The following is a 26624-nucleotide window of genomic DNA, read 5'->3' as shown; positions in this document are numbered from 1 at the left end:
TGATCGGCGACACGGTCACCCACCAGCTCACACTCGACCGCTCAGTACGCTACCAACGTCTCACCAACCAGAAACCGTTCACGAAGTCCTGAAACACATCTGTTCACGAAGTCCTGAAACAGGACAGGTCGTTCTAACCGTCATTACCACTCACGACCCCCGCGGAAACCGCATGTTCAGTCATCAATCGGACATCTCCTGCTCAAGTGTCCTCTGTGGATACTGAAGCTCAGCTCGCCACATTCACCGGCGCGGTGGCGGCGATCTCGAGAAATTTGGCGACCTGAGGGGCGGTTTCGCGGTCGGCGCGGCAGACGACCGAAACGACGGAGAGCGCCTCCGCGTCGCTGATCGGCACGTACCGCAAACCGGGAAGCTGAAGCGCGCTGAGCGATTCGGGCACGATGGTGATCCCGGTGTTCGCGGCGGCGAGGCCGAGCAGGGTGGGGAATTGTACGGCTTCTTGGGTCGCTTCCAGGCGAAAACCCGCTCGATGACACAGATAGGCGATGTGGTCGTAGAGCCGGGAAACCCGGCTGCGAGGGAATACCAGGAACCGCTCCCCGGCTAGTTCGGCCAGTCCGATCGAGCCGCGGTCCGCGAGCGGATGTGCTTCGTGTACCGCCACGATCAGGCGCTCGCGGAGCAGCGGGCGGACGGTCAGTCCGGGAGCCGGCTCGACCTCGCGGACGATCGCGACGTCGAGCCGTCCTTCGCCGACGCTCTCGAGCTGGTCGTCGGTCGTGGCTTCCCTGAGGTCGAGATGCAGGCCCGGCAAGGATTCGCGCAGCGCCAGCGCGATCGCGGGAACGATGCTCAGCGCCGCCGAACTGACGAAACCCACGCGCAGCGTCCCGGTCTCGCCGTGCGCGGCATGGGTGACGGCGGCGAGTGCGTGGTCGGCCTCGGCGAGGACTCGACGGCCCTCGACGAGCAGCACACGACCCGAATCGGTCAGTTCGACCCGCCGTGTGGTGCGCCGGAACAGTTCGGTGCGCAACTCGTGTTCGAACTTGCTGATCTGCTGGCTCAACGCGGGCTGGGCGATGTGGAGCCGTTCCGCCGCCCGGCGGAAGTTCATCTCCTCGGCCACGGCGACGAAATAACGCAGCTGGCGTAACTCCATCCGATTAATATCCCATGCCTATCAGTCAGGTGCCAATATGTATTTCTGTTCCTCCTCAGGTGTGCTTACCGTGACTGCACCGGCAAGCCGCGTGAGGAGCGACACCCGTGCCACAAACCCTGTCTGAACAGGTCGAATTCAGTAACGACCAGCCCATCGCCTTGCGGCACCTGATCGATGGCGAATGGTGCGCCGGTGACGGTGCGCAAGCAGCGAGCGACGATCCGGCACGTCCAGGCCGAACGGTCGCCTCCTATCGCGTCGCGACCGAAGAGCAGCTCGCTCGCGCGGTCCGTGCCGCCGTCACCGCGGCACCGGGATGGGATCGGACGGGACCGATCGGCCGCGGCCGGATCCTGCGCCGGGCCGCCGAGCTGCTGTCGCACCGGGTCGACGACCTGGCGGCGCTGATCACCAGGGAGCAGGGCAAGACCCTCCCGGAGGCACGCGCCGAGGCCGAGCTCAGCGTCGAAACGCTGCACTACCACGCCGCGCAGGCCAGGGCGGCCGACGGCGTGACCTACCCGTCCAGTCACCCGGACGAGCTGATCCGCACCGTGCGGCGGCCGCTCGGCGTGGTCGCGGCGATCACGCCGTGGAACTTCCCGGTCCAGATCCCGGCGTGGAAGCTGGCTCCCGCCCTGGTGCACGGGAACACGGTGGTGTGGAAGCCCGCCAGTGACACGCCGGCGGTGGCGGTCGCCTTCGCGGAGATCCTCGCGGAGGCCGGGCTTCCCGACGGGGTGCTGAACCTGGTGCTGGGGCCGGGAAGCCTGGGCGCGGCGCTCGTGGCGAAGCCGGAGGTCTCCGGGATCACCTTCACCGGGTCGGTCCCGGTCGGCCGGTCGATCCAGGCGGCCGCGGTTCCCCGTGGCGCCAAGGTGCAGCTCGAACTCGGCGGGCACAATGCCGCGATCGTGCTGCCCGACGCCGATCCCGTGGAAACCGCGGTGGCGCTCACCGCGGGCGCCATGTCCAGTGCGGGGCAGAAATGCACGGCGACCCGGCGGATCATCGCGGTCGGCGACGCGTACGAGCCGCTCGTGGCCGCGCTGACCGCCCGTGTCGAGGCTCTGGTCCTCGGCGACGGCGCGGCCGAGGGCGTGGACATCGGTCCGCTGGTGTCCGCGCGGGCCCGCGCGGAGGTCGAGTCGGCATTGGCCGAGGCGAAGCGCGAGGGGGCGGTGGTGCTGGCCCAGCCGTCGAGCGCGCCACCCGAGGAGGGGCATTTCGTGCCGCCGACCCTGCTGGCCGGGACGCCGGACCTGACCATCTGCCGCGAAGAGGTGTTCGGCCCGCTCACCGTGGTGCTTCGCGCCGCCGATCTGGACGCCGCGATCATGTTGGCCAACGGCACCACGTTCGGGCTGACGGCCTCGGTGTTCACTTGTGACGAACGGGCCGCGCGACGCTGTGTCACCGAGCTGGACGCGGGGCTGGTCAAGGTCAACGCGCCGACCACCGGCTCCGAACTGCACGCTCCGTTCGGCGGGCTGAAGGACTCTTCGTTCCCGGCGCCGCGGGAGCAGAACGGCGACACCAGCGCCGAGTTCTTCACCTGGTCCAAGACCGCTTACCTGCGGACGGGCACTCCTGCCCGGAGCGGGCGATGACCCGGCAGGACACACGACCCGCCGACGAGGTGCTGGCCCCCGCGGAGATGGGCGCGTGCCGGTACACCCGGCACAGCTTCGCGCGGTCCTTCCTCCGTGCCGCGGCGGCGCGGCGCTGGCAGGTGACCCGTGAGCGCTGGGAGATGGATTCCGCCGGGAGAGGCGAAGCCGTCTACCGGATTCGCGCCGAGGGCCGGGTATGGCATTTTGTCGCGTTCAGCACCACCATCCGGGAGGACCAGCGCACCGACCGGGTCGTCGCCGAGGCGTGGGACGTCACGGCCGCGCTCGTGGACGGTCCCGTCGACACGGAACGGCTGGCGGACCTTCGCGTTCAGGTGCCGCGCCAGGAACAAGGCAGGGCGGACGCCGGAACCCTGGTGTGGACGCGGGCGAATCGCAGTCAGCGGTTCTTCGATTACGTCGTCGGCAGGCTCGCGGCCGGGTCGCAGCCCGACCCTTCCGAGCTCGGCGACGCCGCCTACCTGTTGCGCAGCACCGCCTTCTACAGCAACGGGAAATTCGGACTCGCCGAATTCGAGCGGATCGACGCCGGCCACCCGCTCCGGATCTCGTATCGCTCGCAGATGCTCGCCGCTTGGTTGTTGAGAGAACTGAGTTACGATCTCGTCGAACATTGTGCGCGAGTGCGCAATCCCGCCGCCGCGGCACTTTCCGGTGACTGGCGCCGCTATTTCGGGCTGGGCAACGCCACTGGGCTCGGCATGGTGCCCTACGTGATCAACCACCCGCACGTCCTCGACGCCTGGTGTACCGCGCGCGAACTCCCGCTCGCCTACGCCTTGGCGCAGCCGACCTCACCGGAGAGCCCCCGGACGGACCGGGTCCTGGAGCTCTTGGCACGGGCGCGTGACTACTTCGCGGAGCGCGACACCTTGCCCACCGAGCCCTACCTGTCCGGAGCGGCGATGGCCGGGGGCCTGGCCGGAGTCATCGAGCCGGCGACCGAATACGCCCGCACCGGGACGGTCGCGGGGAAGGCGACCGGACACGCGTGGCGCGCGTTGTACCGAGCCGCCGGGGGACCGGAGATCCGCGGTGTGGTCGGCTCCGTGCTCGTCGAGACGTACGACGAACTCGACGACGAGGTGGAGGAATTGCTTCGGTGCGAGGAAGTTCTGGCGGTGCGCCCCGCGCAGAGCTGTGGCGCGCTCCGGGAACTCGTCGACCGGGCGTACGGCTGGGTCGGCCGGTTCGACTTCGCCGACCGGAAAGCGCAGGCGTACTTCTGGTTCTCCTCCGAGAACAACGAAGAACCACGCCGCGGCCGCCGGGGCATCGATCCGGGAGCCGAGGTCGAGCACCCGATAGACGTCGCTCGTGCCGTCGCCGCCCTGCGGGAGGATCTGGTCACCGCCGCTCCGGACCGGCTCGTCGCGGAATTCCTTCTCGCGCACCCGTGGCATCGGGGGGCGATCGCCCGGGTGCAGTCCCTCGCCTCCCTGCCCTACGCGGAGGTGCGGGCCAACCTGCTGGGCGAGGATTTCGTGCCCCTGCACGTACAGCGGTTCCAACTCGCCATGTACGGCATGGAGAACTACAGCCCCCAATCCACCGACTGGCTCCGGGTGACGCTGTTCTCCGGCGCACCGAGGGCCACCGACGTCGCGACCGGGATCGACGACGACTGGATCTTCAGCCGCAAGCCGGGAAAGGACTGAACGTGGGCACATCCACAACCGAGCCGCCCTTGGTGGTCGACGGCCTCCAGATCAACAACTGGGACCGCGGGGTCCTGGAGCGACTGCGTACCGGTGGCGTGCACGGCGTCAACGCCACCTGCGCCGTCTGGGAGGGAACGGCGGAGACCGTCCGCGCGATCGGTGATTGGTACTCGCTGGCGGCGGAGAATCCCGACCTGGTCGTACTCGCCGGCACCGTCGAGGAGGTCAGGCAGGCCAGGGCCGACGGCCGCGTCGCCGTACTGCTCGGCTTCCAGAACACGTCACCGTTCGAGGACGACTACCGGATGGTCGAGGTGTTCCACCGCCTCGGGGTGCGGGTCGCGCAACTGACCTACAACATCCAGAACCTGGTCGGTGGCGCCTGTTACGACCCGCGGGATTCCGGACTGACCCGGTTCGGCGGCTTCGTCGTCGAGGAAATGAACCGGGTCGGCATGCTCGTCGACCTGTCTCACGTCGGCAACCGCACCTCGCGGGACGCGATCGAGGCGTCGGCGGCGCCGGTGGCCATCACCCATGCCAACCCGACGTGGTTCTTCGACCACCCCCGCAACAAGCCCGCCGACGTGATCAAGGCACTGGCCGCACGCGGTGGCGTGATCGGCTGCTGCCTCTATCCGAACGTCCTCGGTGGCGAGCGGACGACACGGACGGAGTTCTGCCGGATGGTCGCCGCCCTCGTCGAGGAGATCGGCCCGGAGCACGTCGCCATCGGCAGCGACTGCACCTGCAACTGGTCGCCGGATTTCGTCGGCTGGCTGCGGAACGGACGCTGGCGCCCACCCGCGGCGAACGAGGTCCGTCCCGAGTGGCCGAAGTGGCCGTCGTGGTTTTCCGGCCCTGAGGACTTCCCGGCGGTCGTCGACGGCCTGATGGCGGCCGGGCTCGACGAAGCCACCATGACACTCGTGCTCGGCGAGAACTGGCTGCGTCTGTTCGGCGAGGTCTTCGCGGGCGTGAAGGCATGACGGCGGGCATCGTGCCCAGCGAGTTGCGCACCACGGTCCGGCTCGCGGCGCGAGAAGTACGCGAAGCCGCGTTCCGGGCGCTGCTGGCCGCCGGAGCCTCGGGCGGCGAAGGCGCGGCCGCCGCCGAGGCGGTGCTGTGGGCCGAAGCGGCCGACGGTTCAGGGGTCGCCTCGCTGCTGGAAGAACTCGCGCGCGTCCGGGTGAAGAACAGTCCGGTGCACCTCGAGCGGACGAGCGCGCTGGCGGTGCTTTCCGATGGCGGCGGCCGTGGGCCGATGTTGCTCGGACCGCTCGCGGCGGACCTCGCCGTAGCCATCGGACAGCCGGTGTTCTCGCCGGGCACCACCTCGATCGCGGTCATGGAGGCGGTCGCGCGCACCGCGGCGATGGTGTCCGGCTCCGCGCTGGCGGTGCTCGCCGACGGAAGCCGCTCGCTCGCGGTGCCCGACGGCCGTGTGTTCCGGGCGGCAGACCCCACACCGTTCCCGGCCCCGGACGGAATGCCCGGGGTGATCCTTTTCAAGTCCCCAGGGACTCCCGAGGACGGTGTCGAACTCGGCGGCCTCGCCGAGGCTGCGATGGCGAACGGCCTGCGGGTGGCCGCCGAGCCGTGGGCCGTCGTGTATGCCGCGTCCAGACGATTCCTGGTTCCCGAAAGCTGAAGGTCTTCGATGCCCGCTCTGTTCCCCCATCCCGACAAACCCGACGCTCCCTATGCCGGTGCCGCCGTCCACAATGGAACGGTCTGGGCCTGCGGTCAGGTACCGGTCCGGCCCGACGGAACCATTCCCGGCGGCATCGGCGACCAGGTGCACGTCGCGCTCGACAACCTCGAACGGACGCTGGCCGTCGCCGGTGCCGATCTCACGACGCTCCTCAAGCTGACGGTGTACCTGGCCGACCTCGACGAGTTCGACGCCTACAACAGTGCTTACCTGGAAAGGCTTTCCGGTCTTCCCCTGCCGCCGAGGACCACCGTCGAAGTGGCGCGGTTCCGTGGTGACAAACGGATCGAGATCGACGCGGTGGCGGCGATCCGATCCGATGTGGACACCGGGTCGCGATCGCATTGATACGCGGTCCATATCAACGAGTGTGAAAACGGTATTTCCGATCATTTCGGGTGCTGTTTAACGTGGCTGAGACCACCGTACGGGCGAATGGTCCGCACACTCCCACTCCGGAGGATGTACCCGAAATGAATGTCGATACCGGCCATGGCGCGACAACCGGCTCCTCGCTGGAAAACGCGCGCTTGAACTCCTTTCATGTGAAGCTCGCGGCCTTTTCCTCGGGCGGGCCTTTCCTTGACGGGTACATCCTCAGCATCATCGGCATCGCACTCGTGCAGATCGAGCCGAAATTCGGCATGAGTACACTGTGGACCGGTCTCATCGGGGCGTCGGCCCTGGTCGGTGTGTTCATCGGCGGCGCCGTCTTCGGCGCCGTGACCGACCGGATCGGCCGCAAACTGATGTACACGATCGACCTGATCGCGATCATCGTCTGCTCCGTACTGCAGTTCTTCGTCACCAACGAAGTCGAACTGTTCGTGCTGCGTCTGCTCATCGGCATCGCCGTGGGAGCCGATTACCCCATCGCCACCTCGCTGGTCGCCGAATTCGCCCCGAAGGCGTGGCGGGCACGGCTGGTCGGCGGGCTGAACGCGATGTGGTTCGTCGGCGCGACGGTCGCGGCGTTCGTCGGCTACGCCCTGTTGCAGCTGGACGACGGCTGGAAGTGGATGCTGTTGTCCTCGGCCGTGCCCGCCGTGCTGATCGTGATCGCCCGGACCAGTATCCCCGAGTCGCCGCGCTGGCTGATGAGCAAGGGACGCGGGGACGAAGCGCTCGCCATCCTGCGCTCGACCGTGGACGAGAACGCCACGCTGGACGACCTGCCGGACGAGGAGCGGCCCAGCACGCTGTCGGCGGTGATCCGGACCGGCTATCTCCGCCGGGTCGTGTTCATTTCGGTGTTCTGGACCGCCACCGTGGTCACCCTGTTCGCCATCTACTCCTTCGGCCCGCAGATACTCGCCCTCTTCTCCTTGGACAGTGGCGATCAGGCCAATCTCGGCTACGGCCTGATCAACGTGTTCTTTCTCGTCGGCAACATCGTCGCCTTGCTCCTCGTCGACAGGATGGGCAGGCGGCCCATTCTGATCGGCGGGTTCGTTCTCTCCGCAGCCGGTTTGCTCTACCTCGCGATCAAGCCGGACTCCGCGTTGTGGATGATCGCGCTCGCGTTCGCCTTTTACGCGATCTTCAACGGCGGCCCGTCCATCCTGGAATGGATTTACCCCAACGAGCTCTTCCCAACGGAGATCCGGGCGACCGCGGTGGGACTGTGCACCGGGATCAGCCGGATCGGCGCGGCGATCGGGACCTTCGCGACCCCGTGGTCACTGGCCGAACTCGGTCTTTCCACCACCATGTACATCGCCACGGCCATCGCCTTGGCCGGTGCCCTGGTCAGCTGGTTCATGGCCCCGGAGACCAAGAACCAATCCCTGCACGAGGCGTCGTCGTTGCCCGCATGACGGGCCCAGGGACCATGCGGGGGTACCCTCCGGCGGACCGGAGGGTATCCCCGGTGAGGGCGCGCCAAGGCCGTCGCATACGCCGCTTCGGCACCGCGCATGCTCAGCCAGGAGGTGCCCTTGATGGGTGATCTTTGCTGGTAGTCACCCCGCGGCCGGGCGTTTCGTGGTGCGCGTTTTTCGACGTCGTGTGAATGTGATCTTGTGATTCTCCGATCGCTCGCGTGGCGTTGGCCGGTTCACGGCGTGACCGTGGCGCTGGTCGCCGCGTTGGCCTTGGTTTCCGGCGTCCCGACGGCGTCCGCGGCGGATTGGGTGGTCCAGGGGGAGAAGGATCCGTCCGTTTTCGACTGCGATCACCTGTATCACAGCAATTACCGCAATGGTTTCGAGCAGGCGAACGGCGCGGGTGGGGACGCGACGATCGAGAACTCGCTGATCACCAAACGCACCGGTGGCGGTCCGCCGGATTACTGGTCCAGCAACATGGCGATGGGCAGGGATCCGGATACCGGCAAGGTGGCGGCGTTCTATTCGAACTACACCTCCGGTGCGCGCAAGCTCTACAAGCACGTCTCGGGCACGAACACGGTGACCGATCAGATCGCCGGTGGTGCGACGCGGGACCTGCCGCCGGGTACCAACTGGGGCGGGCTGACCGCGGACGCGAGCACCGGCATGATGTACGGGGCGCAGAACGGCGGCAGGCCGAAGCTCTTCCAGCTGAACCTGGCGACCGGGGCGAGCCAGGTGTGGGAGCGGGGCCGCAATCTGACCTCGGTGCCATTGGACGATCCGGTCTTCGCGGGCGGTTCGCTGGTGCCGGACCTGTTCGTGGACCGGGAGGGCGGCGCCTACTACGGCATCATCTATCGCGGTTCGACGTACATCTACCGGCTCGATCCGGCCACCGGCACGACGACGCAGGCGGTCAAAGTCGTCGGCCCTGGGTCGAGCAATGGTTTCGACAACTACGGCATGGCCTACCACAACGGCTCCATCTACCTCGGGCACTACAGCGGCGCGCTTTACCGGGTCGACCCGCGCACCGGGGTCTCAGCCCAGGTCGCCGGTGGGGTCGTGCAGAACAACCGGACCGGAACGGTGCAGCCAGAGGCGCCGGGAAGCTGGTTCATCACCGACCTCGCCAGTTGCGGGGTTTCGCCGAACCTGACCAGCGAACTGGTGGTCGAGAAGACCGCCGACAAGCGGATCGCCAAGCCGGGTGAGACGGTCACGTACACGATCACCGCGGAGAACAGGGGCATCGCGCCGCACACCGGAGCCAAGGTGACGGACGATCTCACCGGCGTCGTCGACGACGCGGAGTACAACAACGACGCCACCGCCAAGGACGGCGCGGCCGACACCCCGACCCAGCCCGCTTACGACAGCGCCACGAAAAAACTCGAATGGACCGGAGACATCGCACCCGGCCGGACGGTGACCATCGAGTACACGGTCACGGTGAACAAGCCGCCGGGCGGGGACAAGGAGCTGAAGAACACCATCACCGCACCGGACAGCAACTGCGCCGACCCCGCCACCGACACGTCCTGCGGAACCGCGACGCCGATCGCCCTGCTGACGATGAAGAAGACCAGCACCCCGGCCGATCCGGGACCGGGGGACACCGTGACCTACACGGTCCTGCTGCGCAACGACGGCACCGCGGACTGGGACGCTGCCACTCTGGTGGACGATCTGTCCGAAGTGGTCGATGACGCTCGCTACAACGACGACGGCGCGGCGAAGAAGGCGGACGGCAGCCCGGCCGGGAGCGCGGTCACCTACACCGAGGCGGACAGGAAACTCCGCTGGACCGGTGATGTCGCGAAACGGTCGACGGTCACCATCACCTACACGGTCACGGTCGGGGAACCGCCGTCCGGTGACAGGAAGCTGACCAACGTGGTGGTCGGCCCGGACGGAAGCAACTGCCCGCCGGACTCCGCCGACCCGGACTGTGGCACCGACGAGCCGATCAGTGGCCTCGTGATCCGCAAGACGGTGTCTCCGCGGGAGGTCGAGCCGGGAGGCACGATCACGTACACCGTCACCGCCGAGAATGTCGGCAGGGCGCCGTACCCTGGCGTGACGCTGACCGACGACCTGAGCGGTGTCGTCGACGACGCGCGCTACAACAACGACGCCGTCGCCAAGACGGATGGCGCGAACACCCCGACCCAGCCGTCCTACGCCGCACCGACGTTGCGCTGGACCGGCGACATCGCGGCCGGGAAGACGGTGACCGTCACCTACACCGTCACCGTCGGCACCCCGCCGGCCGGGGACAGGAAACTGAAGAACTCGGTGACCGGGCCGGACGGCTCGACCTGCGTGACCGGAACCGAACCGGAGTGCACGACGGAAACCCTGGTCGGTGCCTTGGACATCGAGAAGACCGTGGACAAACAGGACGCCAAACCGGGAGATCAGGTCACTTACACGGTGACCGTCGAGAACACCGGTGAAGCGAACTATCCGGGGGCGTCGTTCACCGACGACCTGACCGGCGTCCTCGATGACGCGACTTGGGACGATGTGGTCACGAAGACGGCCGGGACAACGGCTTTCGACGCCGGGACCAAGAAGTTCCGGTGGAACGGTGACGTGGCCAAGGGCGCCACGATCACCGTCACCTACCGGGTGACGGTGGGGAAACCCCCCGCCGGGGACAAGAAACTGAAGAACTCGGTCATCGGCCCGGACGGGTCGACATGTCCGCCGGGCAACACCGATCCGCGGTGTGGCGAGGAAACCGCCATCGGCCTGCTGGAATTGAAGAAGACCGTGAGTCCTGCGACGGCGAAGCCGGGCGAGAAGATCACGTACACGATCACCGCGACCAACCCCGGCACCGGTGTGTACCAGGGCGCCCGGTTCACCGATGACCTGACCGGTGTGCTCGACGACGCCACCTACAACAACGATCATCTCGCGCGAGGCGGCGGCACGGTCGGCTACACCGAGCCGACGCTGACCTGGTCACACGATCTGCCCGCGGGCGACACCGTGATCATCACCTACTCGGTGACCGTCAAGGCCGACGGGACGGGCGACGACGAACTGCGCAACGCGGTCACCGGGCCGGAAGGTTCGACCTGCCCGCCGGGCACTTCCCGGCCGGAGTGCAACCAGGTCACGCCCGTCGCGGTGCTGAACATCAGCAAGATCGCGTACCCGGAGAACCCCAAACCCGGCGAGACGATCACTTACACCATTCAACTGACCAATGTCGGCAAGGCGAAATACGTCGGCGCTTCGTTCACCGACAATCTGTCCGGTGTGCTCGACGACGCCGTCTACAACAACGACGCCCGGGCGACCGAGGGCACCATCTCCTACAGCGCGCCGGTGCTGAGCTGGAGTGGCGACGTCACGGTCGACACCGCGGTCGGAATCTCCTACACCGTCACGATCGGGAGCCCGCCGACGGGCGACAAGAAGCTGAAGAACACGGTCACCGGCACACCGGACACCAACTGCGAAACCGGATCGGCCGACCCGGACTGCGGGACCGAAACCGCGGTGCCCGCGCTGAAGATCGTCAAGACCGGTGGCCCGAACGACGTGGTGACCGGTGACGTGGCGAGGTACACGGTGACCGTGGAGAACATCGGAGAGGCGGCCTATGCCGGTGCTTCCTTCACCGACGACCTCACCGATGTGCTCGACGACGCGACCTGGAACGGCGATCAGAAAGCCGACGCGGGCACCCTCGCATTCACCAGCCCGAGGCTGCTCTGGACCGGTGACCTCGCCAGGGGCGCCAAGGTGACGATCACCTACTCGGTCACCGTCACCAACAAGGGAAACCAGCGGCTGCGCAACGTCGTCACCGGCGAAGGCTCCAACTGCGAGACGGATTCGAACGATCCTGACTGCCGTTCGGAACTCCCCACTCCCAAACTGGACATCACGAAGAAGGCGGCGCCCGCCGAAACCGGACCAGGTGGCAAGGTGACCTACACGATCACCTTGCGCAACACCGGAAACGCGGATCAGCGCGGTGCCTCGTTCACCGACGATCTGTTCGGTGTGCTCGACGACGCGGTCTACAACAACGACGCGTCGGCCACCAGCGGCGCGGTTTCCTATGGGGCGCCAAGGCTTACCTGGCGAGGCGACGTGGCCAAGGGGGCGGCCGTGACCCTCACCTATTCGGTGACCGTCGGTTCGCCGCCAGGCGGTGACAAGGTGCTCCGCAACACGGTCACCAGCCCGGACGACACCAACTGTCCACCGTCGACGCACGCCATGCGGCAGCTATTCCGGATCGAGACGGCGAAAGCCGACCCGGGCTGTGGGACCGAGACCCCGGTCAAGTCGATGAAGATCCGCAAAGAAGCCACTCCCGGGATGGTCGAGCCCGGGAAGACGGTGAACTACGCGGTCACCGTCACCAATACCGGTGGTGCGGATTACGACAAGGCGAACTTCACCGACGAACTGCGCGACGTGCTGAGCTCCGCCACCTACAACGGCGACCTGAAGGCGACCGCCGGAACGGCGAGTCTCACCGGGACCGTGCTCACCTGGAGCGGCAAGCTCGCGGTCGGCGCGAAGGTCACCGTCACCTACAGCGTCACGGTGAACCGCGACGTCAAGGACGAGCGGAAGCTGCGCAACGTGGTCACCACGACGACGACCGGCGGAAGCTGCGCCACGGGTGCCGAACCGGACTGCTCGACGACCACCACCGTCACCGTCACCACGCCGCCAGGGACGCCTCCGCCCGGCGAACCCGATGGCACGGAGCCGGGACCGAAACCGCCGAAGCCCGGGCCTCTGGCCGAGACCGGAAGTCCGCTGACCGACATGCTGCTCGGCGCGTTGTTCCTCCTGCTGGCCGGAACAGCGGTCCGCCTCGCGGGCAGACGACGTTCCGTTCGATGACGCTTCTGCCTCGGTCCATGATCGCGTCACTGCGGTGGCCGATACTTCCGGGTGAACCGGACGCCGGTGACAGGTGATTTCAGGTCGTCTGCGCCCAGTTCGGGGTTGACGGCCTGCCACCGGTTGCCGTCGTCCCAGTCCGCGCCGGTTTTGCCGAGCAGGAATCGGAACAACGGCGTGTAGTCCAGGCCACGGCGTTCCCGCCGTCCCGTGGATCCGCGCGTCAGGTCAGGATTCAGGTGGTCGTGGCGCCGGGGTCGGAATTCAGGTCGGTGCCCCGGGTTTCCGCGCTGAAGAGCAGGGCGACGAGGGTGACGGCGATCGTGCCCACGAGGTACAGGACGACCGCCGTGGGCCCCTGTTTTTCGGCCAGCCACACGGCGATGAGGGGCGCGGGCGCGCCGGCGATGATCGAGGAGCCTTGGAACACCAGGGAAGCACCGGCGAAACGGCGGCGGGTCGGGAAGAGTTCGGCGATCCACGCGGCTTCCGGTCCGGCAAGAAGCCCGTGCAATGCCGCGCCGACGCCGACGCCGAGATAGAGCAAAGGCAGATTGTCGGCTTGGACGACGGCGAAGAAGACCGGTGCCCACACCGCGAGGCCCGCCGCCGGGACCAGCATGGCGATACGCCGCCCGACGAGGTCCGACCAGTAGCCGCCGGCCAGCATCCCCGTGAACTGCAGCAGTGACCCGACGGCCACGGCGAGGAGGACGTCGGACTTGTCGTAGCCGAAGGTCTTCGTGGCGTAGGCGACGACGAAGACGGTGTAGACGTAGAAGGCCACGTTCTCGCCCAGCCGCACGCCGAGACCGCGGAGAAGGGGGCCGGGGTGGGCGAGTGTCTCGAGGATGCTCGACCGCTCCCGGACGGCGTCCGCGGAGACCGTGGCCCGCGCCTGCGCTTCCTGGAACACCGGCGATTCGTCGATGCGCCGCCGGATCCAGAAGCCGATGACCAGAAGCGGGATCGCGAACAGGAAACCGACGCGCCAACCCCACTGATCGAAGGCGTTTTCGGGGAGTACCAAGGCAACGCCGCCGACCACGGCCGTGGCCAGCACCGTGCCCAGCGGCGCCCCCGCCTGCGGCCACGCCGACCAGAAGCCTCGCCGCTTCGGGCTTCCGTACTCGCTGACCATCAGGACCGCCGCGCCGAACTCGCCGCCGAGGGCGAACCCCTGGATCAGCCGCAGCACGACCAGCGAGATCGTCGCCCCGATGCCGACCTGAGAGTAGGTGGGGAGCAGCCCGATCGCGGAGGTCGACAGCCCCAGTAGCAGGAAAGTGGTCACCAGCATGGGTTTGCGCCCGAGGCGATCGCCGAGATGCCCGAAGACGATGCCGCCGATCGGGCGCGCGACGAAGCCAAGTCCCTGTGTCGCCAGCGCGAGCAGCAACTGGGCGAACCCGTCGCCGCCGGGGAAGAACAACGGCCCGAGCACGGTGGCCGCCAGGATTCCGTAGAGCGCGAAGTCGTACCACTCCAGCACCGCGCCGGCGGTACTGCCCGCCAGGACCCGCCTGAACGCCGACCGGCTGACGCCTGATCGCGGATCGGCCGTTTCGTGCGAGGCGGGCATGTTCGTCACTTTCGCTCCTCGTCGACTCGGCCGGACGTGACGTCCGATATCCGGACACCTCGGGACGCTAATCGGACAGGTGGAAGATAGACCGCGGTGGCGGGATCGCGCAAACAAGACTCTTGTGGACGTCGGGGCGGGATCGCCGAGGACCCGGCGTGCGCGATCGGCCAGTGGACCTTTTGAGGTAGGGCGGGCGTGCCAGGCCCCGAGGGTCTCGCCGGCGACTGTCCATAAGGGACTGGAGTGCGGTCTGCGGCGCCCGGTTTGAGCACTTTGCGCATTCTGGGGTCGTGAGAGGTAAAGAGCGTTAGAACGACCAATACCACTCACGACCCCCACGTGAGGCGCCCAAATAGGCCACGTGGAAGGGGCTCGGACCGGCGTCGGGCTACTCCTTGCGGCCGCTGACGGCCAAGCCGACGCCGAGTCCGACCATGGTGAGACCGGCCGCTCCGCCGACCAGATCCATCCGCCGGGCCGAGCGGGCGAACCAGGATCGGACCGCTCCCGCCGCCACGCCCCAGACAGAGTCCATCGCCAGGGCGATCGCGGCGAACACCGCACCCAGGACCACCATTTGAAGGCCGGCGTGCCCGGCGGAAGGGTCGACGAACTGGGGCAGGATCGCCGCGAAGAAGACCACCGACTTGGGGTTGGTGACGCCGACGATGAACCCCTGCACCAGGGTGCGTCCGCCGCTGATCGGGACCGCTTGCGCCTCGAAGGCCTCCCGTAGTGCCCGGCGGTGCCGGATCGCCTGGACACCGAGGTAGATGAGGTAGGCGGCGCCGGCGAACTTGATCACGGTGTAGATCACGGCGGAGGTCTGGATGATGGCGCCGACTCCGATGGCGACGGCCGTGGCGGCGGTGAAACTGCCGGCCGCACCACCGAGCACGGTCATCAGCGCGGTCCGTCGGCCGTACGCCAAGGCGCGGCTGACCGCGAACAGCACGGCGGGGCCCGGGATGAGGATCAGGACGAACGACGCGAGCGCGAACGCGGTCAGACGATCAGGCGATGGCATGCGACCAGGCTAAACCGATCGCCGCCGGTGAAGACAGTGCCGACGCGATCGGCCGCCTCACGGCCATCGGGCGGTGAGCTTTTCCACCGCCGCCTCGATGTTGACCGCACCGGCTCCGTAAGTCCGGATACTGGCTTTGACCTGCGGAGTCACGTCGTCCGGCAGGCCGACGGCCACCACGATCGCGTCGGGCCGGGCGGCCAGGGCCTCGGCCAGCCGGGTCGCTTGCCAAGGGGTCCGGTACGCGTCCCTGACCACCAGCACCACCGGGCCGGTCGACGGCAAGACCACCGGGACGTCTTCGTCGGCGAGCAGCGTCGAGCGGGCCGCGCCGAGTTCGGTCAGCCGGTCGGCGAGGCTCCAGTGGGTTTCACCCATCGCGTTGCCGCCGGCGCGCAGTTCGACCACGAAGGCGGGAGCGGTCAACGCGACCGGTCCGTCGACGCGCAGAGCACGCCGCGCGGCTTCGAGCCCGAGATCACGGGGAGCGGCCAGAGCGCGCAAAGTGGCCACTCGCGCGGCCGCGGTCTCCAGTGTCTCCAACGAAAGTGTGCCGGCTCGGACGGCTTCGGAGACCGACGCACGGATGACCGCGGAGAGCTCCGCACCCTCGGTCGGGCCGAGCAGCAGCAGATCCGATCCCGCCCGAAGCGCGCGTACGGCCACCGCGCCGATGTCCTGGTTGCCTTGGCCTGCCTCGATGGCGATCGCGCTGGACAGCAGCACACCTTCGTAGCCCAGCTCTTCGCGGACGAGGTCGTGGAGCAGACGGCGGCTCAGCGTCGCCGGGTTGTCCGGATCCAGTGCGGGGTAGAGCACGTGGGCCGTCATCATCGCGTGGACGCCCGCCTTGATCGCCGACACGAAGGGCGCCAGCTCACGTTCGCGGAACGTCGCGGCCGGACAGTCCACAATGGGCAGTGCGTGGTGCGGGTCGGTCACCGTCGCGCCGTGGCCGGGAAAGTGCTTGGCGCAGACGGACACGCCACCGTCCTGCATGGACCCGATGAAAGCCGCTCCGTGCGCGGCGACCAGCTCCGGCCGGGCCCCGAAAGACCGGACGCCGATGATCGGGTTGTCGGGATCGCTGTTGACGTCGATCGACGGGGCCAGGTTCAGGTTGATCCCGCAGGCCTTCAGATCCGCCGCGATGGCCGCGGCGACCTCGGCGGTCAACGCCAGGTCGTCGATCTCGCCGAGCGCCAGGTTGCCCGGATACGCGCTGCCGGTTTCGTAGTCGAGGCGGGTGACGTCACCGCCCTCCTCGTCCAGCGCGATCAGTGCGTCGGGCGCCGTCCACCGCACCGCGCGGGTGTGCCGGACGATCGCTTGCCTGCCACCGTCGAGATTGGCCGGGAACAGGGTGACCCCGGCGAGCCCGTCGGCCAGCGCCGAGTGCACCCACGCCGGCGGTTCCGCCCCGGTGTACCCGGCCAGCAGGCAGGCGTTGACGAGGCGGTCCAACTCATTCACCGACAACGGAGTTCTCCTTCGCGTAGAGCTGTTCGAGTACGACGGCGACGCCGTCTTCGCTGTTGCTGCCGATCACGTGGTCCACCAGTGCGAGCACGTCGGGGTGCGCGTTGGCCACGCCATACGCCGTACCCGCCCAGGACAGCATCGGCAGGTCGTTGGGCATGTCACCGAACGCGATCACGTCCGAGGCCGCCACCCCGGCCCGCGCGGCCAGCCGGGCGAGCGCGGCCGCCTTGTTCACGCCGATCGCGATCGCTTCGACCAGGCGTGAGCCGTTGGAGTGGTACGCGGCGACGAGCCCGTCCAGAGCCGGCTTGGCCATTGCGAGAAGTTCGTCCGCGGAAAGCGAAGGGTGCCTGCCGAGCAGCTTCGGCGCGGGCAGGCTCAGCAGTGTCGCGTCGTCGGCGCGCTCGATCGTGGCGCCGCGATCCCATTCCCACGGCTCGTAGACCGGATCCGCGACCAGCCGGTCGGCGTGCTCCACGGCGATGCCGATGCCGGGGATCGCCGCACGCAGCTTGGCGACCGCTTCGGCCAGATCCGGTGTCGTGATGGCGTATTCCTCGACGACCGTCCTGGTGTGCATGTCGTACAGGTAGGCGCCGTTGGAGCAGATCGCGAGGCCACGGTCGCCGAATCTCCCGGCGATCTCGGCCACCAGCCGCGGCGGACGGCCGGTGGCGACCACGAATTCGGCGCCCGATTCTTCGACGAGGGCGAACGCCGACACCGTGCGGTCGGAGATCGTGCCGTCGGGGCGCACCACCGTGCCGTCGAGATCCGTCGCCACCAACAAGGGCGTCATGACATCGATCCTTCGTCCGAGAACAATCCGGTCCATGCGTCCCGGCCGGTCAGCCGCGGCAGCGCCGCGCGGTACTGCTCGCGGACGGCGGCCCCGTCGCGGATGAACCGGGTGAGCACCCGCGCGCCCTGGTACGCCAGGCGGACCAGGTGCGCCCGGTCGTACGTGCGGACGCGGACTCCTCGTTGCGACGCGTCGGTCACCACCGCCGTGCGCAGCGCGCCGACACGCCACCAGTCGGCCTCCGAAACCGGCACCGAGCCCAGCGCGAGCCGGTGCACGCCGAGCAACGGCCCGAGTGCCAGCCGGTCGAAGAAACTCGGTTCGCTGATCACGATGTCGTTCGAGGCGAGTCCCGGCACGGCCGTCGGTGGATGCGCGACGGTCTCCGGATGGCGGGCCCGGAGCTCGCGGATCCGGGCGAGCGCCGAAACGCCGCCGTCACGTAGAATGTCCGGCCCGTCGAGGAAGTCCGAAACCGCTTGGATCAAGGTCGCCGCGGCGCCGTACCGCATGCCCAGCAGCGAGGGGATCAGCTCGGCGAGCAGGGTTCCGGCGATCTTCAGCACCGGGAAATCGCCGTGCAGCGCCGAGATGATCGTGTAGTTGCGCAGAATGAAGTACCGGTTGAGCTCGTCGGCGTCCTTCCACGGGAAGTCGGTGTGCCACAGGCCCGCGCCCGGCAGCGTCACCGTCGGGAACCCGCGCTCCCGTGCCCGGTAGGAGTACTCGGCGTCGTCACCCTGGAAGAACAGGGGGAGCGGATAGCCGACCTCCTTGACCACTTCGCCCGGGATCAGGCACGCCCACCAGCCGTTGTAGCCCGCGTCGACGCGGAACTCCTGCCGGTACGGCCTGCCGGTGGCCGGATCCGTGGCCAGCAGATCGACCGCGTGCAGGCTGTGCCGGATCGGCCTGCCCGGCCGGATGCCGTCCAGGTCGGTGTACTCGGCCGCCGCGTGCAACCGCGTGGGGTGCAACAGGTTCAGCATCTGGCCGCCGAGGATCAGCGGTTCCGCCGTGGAGGCCGAAAACGCCGTCATCCGGACGAGCAGGTCGGGTTCCAGGACGATGTCGTCGTCCATGAACAGCACGTTCATGTTCTCGCCGTCGACCTCGTACAGGCCGCGCGTGAAGCCGCCCGCGCCACCCAGGTTCGGCTGCCGCAGGTACCGCAGCTTGCCCGGTGGCAGCACGTCCTCGGCCCGCACCGGGTCGGTGCCCTGGTCGACGACGTACACGGCGTGCACCGCGGCCTGCGCCAAGTCATCATCGGCGATCGCGGTCAGTGTGGCGAGGCAGTCGGCCGGGCGGTTCATCGTGCAGATGGTCACCGCCGTCGGCCGTGACCGCTCCGCCGCCGGAACGGTCCAGCACACGTCGCGGACGACGAGGCGTTGGCCCGGTTCGGTTTCCCAGTCCAGCCACAACGCGCCCCCGTCGACGAACCGGTCGAGCGGAGCGACCAGCGAGATCGGCTCGCCGTCCACCACCCGCGCCGCCACCACGCGTGACTCGCCTTCGAAGTCCGACGCCAGCAGGGAAACCGTGCCGGAACCGTCGGCCTCCAGTTCTACCTCGACAGCGCCGGCCGTCGTCCAGCGCTGCCAGTAGCTCGCCGGGAACCGCCCGAAGTACGTGTTGCCGGAGACCTTCGACGCCGGTTCCACCGTGAGTACGGTCCGCTCGCGTCGGGCGCTGCCCGAGACGACCTGAACGTAGAGATCCTTGCTGATCACCGGATCGGGCCCGGCGAACAGCCCGCGTTGCGCGATCACCGGCGCACCTCCGCGGTCAGCGCTGCCAGTCCGGCCGCGGTCCTGGACAGCGGGAACCGGGCCGCGTTGCGCAGTCCGGCCGCGCGGAGGTCCGTCAACGCGCTGTCGTCCTTGGCCAGCAGCCGGATGGTGTCCGCGAGCGTGGGCCGGGCGAACCGGATCGCCGAGTCACCCAGGACCTCGGTCAACCCCGGCACCGGCTGATACGCCACCGGCAACCCGCAGGCCTGCGCCTCGACCGCGACGAGCCCGAACGCCTCCAACGTCGTCGACGGCACCACGAGCAGGTCGTGCCGCGCGAAGGCCTGCCACAACGCGGGCCGGTCGAACCACCCGAGGTAGTCGACTTGAGCCGTGTCCACCGGCAGCGCGGCGAACTCGTGCTCGGGCGCCGCGACGCACAATGTCACGCCGGGCAGCCCCGTCAGGTCCGCGATCAGTTCGGCCGCCCCCTTCTCCGCGGTCAGCCGCCCGGCGTACAGCACCCGGAAACCGTCCCGCGGCCCGGGCCGCGGCGGCGGTGCGTGCAGCAGCCGATCGGGGATTCCCCATGGCACGTGGACGATCCGCTTCGGTTCGACCGGGGCGACCTCACACAGGAGGTCGGCCATCGCCGAGGTCGGCACGACGACCGCGCCGGCCGCCGCCGCGGCTTCGCACAGCACCTCACGCTGGGTGGGATGCTCCGCCGCGAAGAGCAGATCGGTACCGTGCACCAGCGCGATCCGCGGATGGTCGGGAAACGCGCGCAGCAACGCGGGTGTGGCGCCGAAGCTCAGATGCTGCCAGTGCACCGCGTCGAAGTCGGCCGGATCGAAACGGCGCCGGATCGCCGTCGCCAGATCGTCCACATAGGACCAGAACCCTGGCCCGTCGAGCTGCTTCCCCGGCACGTCGAGCAGTTCCGGCCCGCCGGGACCCGTACCGGAACCGAGCATGAAGACGTCGGCCTCGATCGGTGCTTCCGGCGCGAGGTAGAGGTCCTTGAGGAGCTCGACGCTCCCGCCGGGGCTGCCCGGCGGGAGGTCGATCCCGGTGAGCGTCTTCACGACAATTCCTCGTAAAGCCGGGAAATGTCGATACCGGCCGTACTCGTGTACTTCACGCCCACGTGCTGATAGCTCGCCAGCGCACCGTGCGCGACCAGAAAGATGATCTTGCCGAAGGTCATCAGCGGATAGACCCGGACCGGCCTGGCGACCCTGATCTCCAGGGTCCAGTTGATCGCGTGGCCGACGTGGCCGAGCGGCGCCGAGACATGGACCCAGATGCCGAGCCCGCCGATCGTGTGGTCACCGTTGATCATCTGCGCGTAGCGCTCGGAACGGGTCCGCTCGTGGGTGACACCGAGGTACAGCCGACCCGGTTCGAGCACCAGACCCTCGGGCGGGATGACGAGCTCGGTGAACGGCGTCGACCTCGCCGCGTCCAGTTCCGTGTCGAAGACGCGCATCTTCTCGCCGAGGCGCCAGTCGTACGCGTTGGGCGACAACCGGTCCGGCTCGAACGGGTCGATCACGATGTCCCCGCTCTCCAGCGCCTTCTCGATCGCCTTGCGGGTGAGGATCACGACGTGACCGCCACCCGGTCGCGCCAATAGCGGGATTCCTGTGGGCCGACCGCCGACTGGTACTTCCCCGCGTAGAGATCGATCTCGCCGGACGACACGAAGAACATGATCTGGCCGATCTTCATGCCGTGGTAGACGCGCAGCGGCTGCACGGGGGAGAGCATGAGCGTCCACTGGCCGTGGAAGCCGATGTCCCCGATCGGGGCGGTGATCTCGACGAACAGCCCGAGCCTGCCGACCGAGGACCGGCCGAACAGCAGCGGCACGTAGATGTCCGAGCCGATGCGTTCCTCGGTGTGCCCGAGGTAGAGCTGGTCGGGCTGGAGAACGTACCCGTCCTCGGGCAGCTGGATCGTCTCGGTCGGATTCGGATGGTAGGCGTCGACGACCTTGTCCCGATAGGACATCAGCGTGCCGCCGAGCTTGACGTTGTAGCTGTTCGGGTTGACCTGGTCCGGGCTGAACGGGGAGATCGCGATCCGGCCGTCGGTCACCGACTCGGTGATCTCGGGCCCGGTCAGGATCATTTGACGCCGCCCTTGGCCGTCACGAAGTGGTACTTCACCTTGTCTTCGATCCCGAGTTCCCGCAACAGCCGTCGCACGGTGGCGAAGTCGTTCATCATGACCTCGCCGTCCTCCTTGGCCCGGCAGTCGGCGATGATCTCGTCGACGTGCTCGATCCCGGCGAACCGGAGCACCTGCGGCCACAGCTCGTAGTCCTCGGCGCCGAACGCGGTGATCGCCTCGGGGAGGTACCGGACGAAGAACTCCTGCCGTTCCGGCTCCAGCTTCGGATAAATCTCCTTCATCAGCTCGGCCAGCACGGGACCGTGCGCCGCCTCGTCGCGGGCGTGCAGCCGGGCGATGAGCGCGTGCATCGGCTGGATGGACTTGTCGCCGGCCAGCAGGTCGAGGAAGGCGTTGATGCTGACCTCGCCGACGACCGTCCACATGAGATAGAGCAGATCGCGCTGCCACTGCTCGTCCATGCTCTCGGCGAGCGTGTAGAGCCTGCGGTTCGTCACCGGCTCCACAAAGGATTCTTCGAGGCTGATCTCGCGGGCCTCACGGGTGCGCTGCATCGCCATCATGTGCATGTAGGTGTGCCATACCTCGTCGATATGGGACTGCTGGACGACTTCCTTGACCTCGTAACGGTCGACGCCGGGGAAGACACCGTGCGCGAGCTTCTCGAAGGTCGGGTTCGCCACGTGTTCCTCGGCGGCGATGACGCGCTCGTTGTAGGCGATCCACGCCAGCGTGTTGACCAGCAGCCGCTGCTCGTCCGACGCTTCGAGGAACCGTGGGTGATCCGAGAACGGCATGAGGTGCAGCGGGTAGTCCAGCAGGCTGGGGTCGTATTCGCCGGGGTTGACCACTCCGGCCATGTCGGTGCGGATGGTCGCGCGCTTGGGCCAGGCCGCCGCCAGCCTGCGCAGCATGCTCGGTCCGACGTGGGTCTCCGCAAGCTCGATGGGATGCATGATCAGCTCTCTCCTGTCGCGAAGTTCGGGGTCACCAGGTCTTCGACGCGGACGAACTCGAGTCCGCGGGCCAGCAGTCCTTCGATCACCGACGGCAAGGCGGTGACGGTCTGGGAACGGTCGCCGCCACCGTCGTGCATCAGCACGATCGAGCCGGGAATCGTTTGCCGCAGCACGGTTCGCGTGATCACCTCCGGGCCGGGCATCGCCCAGTCCTCGGTGTCGACGTCCCACAGCGCGAGCCGCGCGCCGAGATCCGTCAGCGAGCGGAGCACCGCGGGGGTCCGTGATCCGTAGGGCGGGCGGAAGTACCCGGGCACGGTGCCGAAGGCCTCGGCGATCACGTCGCCGGTGCGGCTGAGCTGGTCGGCCAGCTCGGCCGCCGAGAGATCCGGAAGATAGGGATGGGACCACGTGTGGTTGCCGACACCGTGGCCCTGTTCCGCCATCCGTCGCAGATCTTCGCCGCGCGCGCCCGCGTTCAGCCCGACACAGAAGAAGGTGGCGCAGACCCCGTAAGACTCGAGGATATCGAGAATCCGCCCGGTGTAAGGAGGATGCGGGCCGTCGTCGAACGTGAGCGCGATCTGCCCGCGCGTCCGGTCGCCGTGCTCCAGTGAGCGCCCGGCCGCGGTCATCGCGGCCAGCGCTTCGTCACTGGAAGTCATCGCCGCATGGTGTTCGTCGAGACGCCCGGTGAGCGAACCCGACTCGATCTCCAAACGCACCAGGGAATCGGGATCTCGCCAAGCCGCACGCGCCAGCTCGGCGGCGGGCACCGAGCCGAAGCCCGGCCTCGGTGGCAGGACGGCCGGGTCGGCGCGGTACATGTCCAGGCCGGCGGCCATGAAACCGCCGTCGAGCATGCCGTTGGTACTGTCGACGACCGTGGTCACGGGGCCGCCGAGGCCCCTCAGATAGGACGCGATCTCCTTGCTCCGGTCCGCGGGGAACCGCACGGCGGGCCGGTCACCGTGCCCGTTCCCGTCGAGGACCGCGATCTCGAAACCCGAGGCGGTCCAGCCGATTCCGGCGTACAGCATCGATATACCCCCATGGTGCGTTCACTCATTCCAGTCCGGCTGTGGTGAGGTGCCTGGCGGTCGCCCGCCGGACGACGATCGGTCCGGCGACGGCGATCACCGCCGCGAGCAGGCCGGGCACCACCATGGCGGTACCCAGCGAGGTGGCGTCGGCGAGCGGGCCGATGACCGCGGGCCCGCCGAGCTGCCCGGCGTAGGCCATGGTGGTCACCCAGGAAAGGGCGCGTCCGACGTTCGCGCCACCCGCGCCGACGGCACTGAAGATCGCCGGTACGACGGTCGCCAGACCGGCCGCGACGACCACCCAGCCGACCAGGCCGAAAGCCAGCCGTCCCGCGGGAAGCAGTGGTGCGACGAGAACCAGCGCGTACCCCAGCACGGCGACCGATCCCGCGTACCGCATCCAGCTCGCCGGGTTCACTTTCGACCGGATCCGGTCGGCGGTGAGCCGGGAGACGGTCAGCGCGGCGGCGAACGCCGTGTACGCGAACGACGCCGTCGCCGGGTCCGCGCCGAGCATTCCTTGTGCGTGCAGGGAAGCCCAGCTGTAACCGGCGCCTTCGCTGACGAAACCGGCCAGCGCGACCAGGCCGAGCAGCAGAATGGTGCTCGTCGGCAACCCGCCGGCGGAGACGACCGGGTCACCGGCCACCTCCTGCCGTGCCTCGCCGGTCAGCAAATGCCTGCCGGGCAAGAGGAACAACACGGCCGCGACCAGGCCGGCGCCGACCATCAGCGCCGCGCCGCCCGTGTCGAGATGCAAGCCGACGGTGATCGTGAGGCCGCCCGCCACTCCGCCGAGGCTCCACACACCGTGGAACGCCGACATGATCGAGCGTCCGTAGCGGGTTTCCACTTCGACGGCGTGGCCGTTCATCGCGACGTCCAAAGAGCCGAGCGCGCCGCCGAGCACGAACGCGGCGGCCAGCAGTACCGGAAAGCTCGGGGCCAGCGCGGGACCCAGCAGCGCGAGCGCCGCCACAGGCGCGATCACCCGCAGTACGGCACGGCTCGACCAGGTGTCGGCCAGCCGCCCGGCCACCGGCATGCAGGCCATCGAGCCGAGCGCGGTGATCAGCAGCACCAGCCCGATCCGGCCCTCACCGAGATGGAGCCGGGCGTTGATCGACGGCAGGGACGCGCTCCAGACGGCGCAAATCAGCCCGCACAGCCCGAAAACGCCCAGCACGGCCATTCTGGCGCGGCGAACGGCGGTTTCGGGACGCGTCACAGCGGCTGACTTCCTTCTCTGCTGGCGGGCATGGCAAAGGAGGAGTCCTTCTTTGTCCACATAGGACAAAGCCGCGAACTGTCCCCCAGTTCGACCGGATCGCGACGGTGCGGCCGGTTATAGTAAAGAAACTTTCCTAATTAAGAATGCAGGTCCGATGGTCTCGCTGTCAAGGGAAAACTCGACGTTCGGGCGATATCGCGAGCAGGGTGCGCATGGCCGCCAGCTCGTCGTCACCTTTCACCGTCGCGACCCAGGGTCTGGTCAAATGATCACCCGTCGCTCTGGGCACCAGGTGGACGTGAAGGTGGAAGACGTCCTGCCAGCCGGCGGATCGGTTGGCCTGGAACAAGGTCAGCCCGTCCGGCCGCAGCACGTCGTGGATCCTGGCGGCCATCGAGTGGACGGTCCGCATGACGGCGGCCGCGTCCTCGGCGGAGATCCCCCAGATGTCCGCGGCGTGGGCGCGGGGCACCACCAGGGTGTGCCCCGGCAGTACGGCGGTGTGGTCGAGGAACGCGATCGTCTGCTCGTCCTCGAACAACACACGCCCGGCGCCTTCGCGGCCGGCCGCGATCTCGCAGAACACGCAAGGGGTGTCGGTTTCATTCATGTCGCCGACTGTAGAGTGAGCCCTCGGACGGGGTCAGTGTCCACAATGGATTGTCGGGGGATCGCCGGTCGGGTCAGGGGGTAATGCCCTGGTCACCGGGTGTGCCGTTCTTTTCGGTAACTTGTCACGCGGTGGCTTCATAGTGGGCTGTCCGATTCGCTCCAGGGAAGGACTCCGGGCGAGTTGCCCCAGGTCGACGGGATGGTCGTCGATCCCGCGAACGGCACCTCTGCGCGGTCCGCGAGGACGAGGCGACTGAAGAATGCGTACCAGGCGCCGACCCGGGCTACGGTGGCACGCGCCTCTCGGCCGACGTCGACCTCAAGCGCGTACTCGACGACCGACCGTGAATGAACCGGCGATGAACCGGCGTCCGTCATCATCGAGCCGGTTCGCCGCCGGTGACGGCGGTATCGGTCCCAGGTACAGGAGACGGGTGGCGGGTTGCTCAGCGATGACGTCCGGACGGCGAGGTCAGCCGATGCGGTAGCCGGCTCTGGGCACCGTGGTGATCAGCGGTGGTTTCAGCAGCTTCCGCCGGAGATTCGTCAGCAGGACGTCGAGCACGTTGGTCGTCGGATCGGCCACTTCGTCCCAGCCCGCCCTGATGAGCTCGTCACGGGAAACCGGACGGCCCGCGTTCTCCAGCAGGCAGCGCAGCACGGCGAATTCCGTGCGGGTCAGGCCCAGCAGGACCCCGCCGCGCCGGACCTCGTGCCGTCCGGTGTCCAGTTCGAGGTCCGCGGCCCGCAGGACCGATGGCTGCGGGACCCGGCCGCGGCGGCAGAGGCTGCGCACTCGCGCCACCATTTCCGCGATGGCGAAGGGCTTTTCGAGGTAGTCGTCGCCGCCGCGCCGCAAACCGGCGACGCGCTGGTCGGGGTCGCCCAGCGCGGTCAGGAACAGCACCGGGGTCGTCCAGCCGGTGCCGCGTTTCCGCTCGACGTAGTCCAGCGCGTCCCCGCTCGGGAGCATCCGGTCGAACACCACACAGTCGTAGGCGTTGACGAACAGCGCCTCGTCCGCGGGACGGAGATCGCCGACGGCGTCGACGGCGAACCCGGCGGAACGCAGGGACGAGTGCACGGACGATCGGAGTGCTTCGTCGTCTTCGATGACCAGGATCCGCATCCGGCCAAGGTAGCCGAGTCGCCGG

At 68.2% G+C, this 26624-nt stretch carries 22 protein-coding genes; 7 read left to right on the top strand and 15 right to left on the bottom strand.

What is annotated here, in order from left to right; genetic code table 11:
- Positions 1-229 precede the first annotated feature (229 nt).
- Complete coding sequence (locus tag ACLJQ7_RS29095) at positions 230-1126, bottom strand: LysR substrate-binding domain-containing protein (RefSeq protein WP_410651340.1); 897 nt, start codon at positions 1124-1126, stop codon at positions 230-232.
- Positions 1127-1233: 107 nt separating this feature from the next.
- Here ACLJQ7_RS29095 and ACLJQ7_RS29090 point away from each other — a divergent pair, with 107 nt between their 5' ends.
- The 7 genes from ACLJQ7_RS29090 to ACLJQ7_RS29060 all read left to right on the top strand — a co-directional run bounded on the left by ACLJQ7_RS29090 (position 1234) and on the right by ACLJQ7_RS29060 (position 12854).
- On the top strand, positions 1234-2739 hold the full coding sequence (locus ACLJQ7_RS29090; RefSeq protein WP_410651339.1) for an aldehyde dehydrogenase family protein: 1506 nt from the start codon (positions 1234-1236) through the stop codon (positions 2737-2739).
- Positions 2736-4421 carry a hypothetical protein gene (locus tag ACLJQ7_RS29085; RefSeq protein WP_410651338.1) on the top strand — a complete coding sequence of 562 codons (1686 nt, stop codon included), beginning with the start codon at positions 2736-2738 and terminating at the stop codon, positions 4419-4421. Before ACLJQ7_RS29090 ends, ACLJQ7_RS29085 begins: the two co-directional genes overlap by 4 nt.
- 2 nt (positions 4422-4423) lie before the next feature.
- Positions 4424-5413 carry a membrane dipeptidase gene (locus tag ACLJQ7_RS29080; protein ID WP_410651337.1) on the top strand — a complete coding sequence of 330 codons (990 nt, stop codon included), beginning with the start codon at positions 4424-4426 and terminating at the stop codon, positions 5411-5413.
- Positions 5410-6075 (top strand): hypothetical protein, encoded by a 666-nt coding sequence (locus ACLJQ7_RS29075; protein WP_410651336.1) that lies wholly within the window; start codon positions 5410-5412, stop codon positions 6073-6075. Before ACLJQ7_RS29080 ends, ACLJQ7_RS29075 begins: the two co-directional genes overlap by 4 nt.
- 9 nt (positions 6076-6084) lie before the next feature.
- Positions 6085-6486 carry a RidA family protein gene (locus ACLJQ7_RS29070; RefSeq protein ID WP_410651335.1) on the top strand — a complete coding sequence of 134 codons (402 nt, stop codon included), beginning with the start codon at positions 6085-6087 and terminating at the stop codon, positions 6484-6486.
- A gap of 125 nt (positions 6487-6611) precedes the next feature.
- Positions 6612-7955 (top strand): MFS transporter, encoded by a 1344-nt coding sequence (locus tag ACLJQ7_RS29065; protein WP_410651334.1) that lies wholly within the window; start codon positions 6612-6614, stop codon positions 7953-7955.
- 246 nt (positions 7956-8201) lie between these two features.
- Positions 8202-12854 (top strand): internalin, encoded by a 4653-nt coding sequence (locus tag ACLJQ7_RS29060; protein ID WP_410651333.1) that lies wholly within the window; start codon positions 8202-8204, stop codon positions 12852-12854.
- Between the two features lie 26 nt (positions 12855-12880).
- On the opposite strand, the gene ACLJQ7_RS29055 is transcribed toward ACLJQ7_RS29060, so the two are convergent.
- The 14 genes from ACLJQ7_RS29055 to ACLJQ7_RS28990 form a co-directional block, all read right to left on the bottom strand.
- Positions 12881-13027, bottom strand: coding sequence for a hypothetical protein (locus ACLJQ7_RS29055; RefSeq protein ID WP_410651332.1), 147 nt, complete (start codon positions 13025-13027; stop codon positions 12881-12883).
- 62 nt (positions 13028-13089) lie between these two features.
- Positions 13090-14436 carry an MFS transporter gene (locus tag ACLJQ7_RS29050; RefSeq protein ID WP_410651357.1) on the bottom strand — a complete coding sequence of 449 codons (1347 nt, stop codon included), beginning with the start codon at positions 14434-14436 and terminating at the stop codon, positions 13090-13092.
- A gap of 391 nt (positions 14437-14827) precedes the next feature.
- Positions 14828-15466 (bottom strand): LysE family translocator, encoded by a 639-nt coding sequence (locus tag ACLJQ7_RS29045; protein WP_410651331.1) that lies wholly within the window; start codon positions 15464-15466, stop codon positions 14828-14830.
- 57 nt (positions 15467-15523) lie between these two features.
- Complete coding sequence (locus ACLJQ7_RS29040) at positions 15524-16939, bottom strand: glycoside hydrolase family 3 protein (protein ID WP_410651330.1); 1416 nt, start codon at positions 16937-16939, stop codon at positions 15524-15526.
- A complete protein-coding gene (locus ACLJQ7_RS29035) occupies positions 16932-17747 on the bottom strand; it encodes an HAD family hydrolase (RefSeq protein WP_410651329.1) in 816 nt (271 codons plus the stop codon). Before ACLJQ7_RS29035 ends, ACLJQ7_RS29040 begins: the two co-directional genes overlap by 8 nt.
- Positions 17744-19525: a glycosyltransferase gene (locus ACLJQ7_RS29030; RefSeq protein WP_410651328.1), complete on the bottom strand. Its 1782-nt coding sequence runs from the start codon at positions 19523-19525 to the stop codon at positions 17744-17746. Before ACLJQ7_RS29030 ends, ACLJQ7_RS29035 begins: the two co-directional genes overlap by 4 nt.
- A complete protein-coding gene (locus tag ACLJQ7_RS29025; RefSeq protein ID WP_410651327.1) occupies positions 19522-20574 on the bottom strand; it encodes a glycosyltransferase family 4 protein in 1053 nt (350 codons plus the stop codon). Before ACLJQ7_RS29025 ends, ACLJQ7_RS29030 begins: the two co-directional genes overlap by 4 nt.
- Positions 20571-21095 carry a dCTP deaminase domain-containing protein gene (locus tag ACLJQ7_RS29020; RefSeq protein WP_410651326.1) on the bottom strand — a complete coding sequence of 175 codons (525 nt, stop codon included), beginning with the start codon at positions 21093-21095 and terminating at the stop codon, positions 20571-20573. Before ACLJQ7_RS29020 ends, ACLJQ7_RS29025 begins: the two co-directional genes overlap by 4 nt.
- Entirely contained in the window at positions 21092-21622 is a 531-nt protein-coding gene (dcd, locus tag ACLJQ7_RS29015) for a dCTP deaminase (RefSeq protein WP_034311385.1), read from the bottom strand. The genes ACLJQ7_RS29020 and dcd overlap by 4 nt, the downstream gene beginning before the upstream one ends.
- Positions 21619-22581 (bottom strand): diiron oxygenase, encoded by a 963-nt coding sequence (locus tag ACLJQ7_RS29010; protein ID WP_410651325.1) that lies wholly within the window; start codon positions 22579-22581, stop codon positions 21619-21621. Before ACLJQ7_RS29010 ends, dcd begins: the two co-directional genes overlap by 4 nt.
- 2 nt (positions 22582-22583) lie before the next feature.
- The gene (locus ACLJQ7_RS29005) at positions 22584-23624 is read right to left on the bottom strand and encodes a polysaccharide deacetylase family protein (protein ID WP_410651324.1); all 1041 of its coding nucleotides are present in this window, start codon (positions 23622-23624) and stop codon (positions 22584-22586) included.
- 25 nt (positions 23625-23649) lie between these two features.
- Complete coding sequence (locus ACLJQ7_RS29000; protein WP_410651323.1) at positions 23650-24855, bottom strand: MFS transporter; 1206 nt, start codon at positions 24853-24855, stop codon at positions 23650-23652.
- Positions 24856-25024: 169 nt separating this feature from the next.
- Positions 25025-25468, bottom strand: a complete 444-nt coding sequence (locus ACLJQ7_RS28995) for an HIT family protein (RefSeq protein ID WP_410651322.1) — start codon at positions 25466-25468, stop codon at positions 25025-25027.
- A 474-nt stretch (positions 25469-25942) separates the two neighbouring features.
- Complete coding sequence (locus ACLJQ7_RS28990; RefSeq protein ID WP_410651321.1) at positions 25943-26599, bottom strand: response regulator transcription factor; 657 nt, start codon at positions 26597-26599, stop codon at positions 25943-25945.
- Between the last annotated feature and the right edge of the window lie 25 nt (positions 26600-26624).

Origin of the sequence: Amycolatopsis sp. cmx-4-54 (assembly GCF_046548895.1) — a bacterium.
Classification (GTDB): Bacteria; Actinomycetota; Actinomycetes; order Mycobacteriales; family Pseudonocardiaceae; genus Amycolatopsis.
This window is presented reverse-complemented; position numbering and strand designations above follow the sequence as displayed.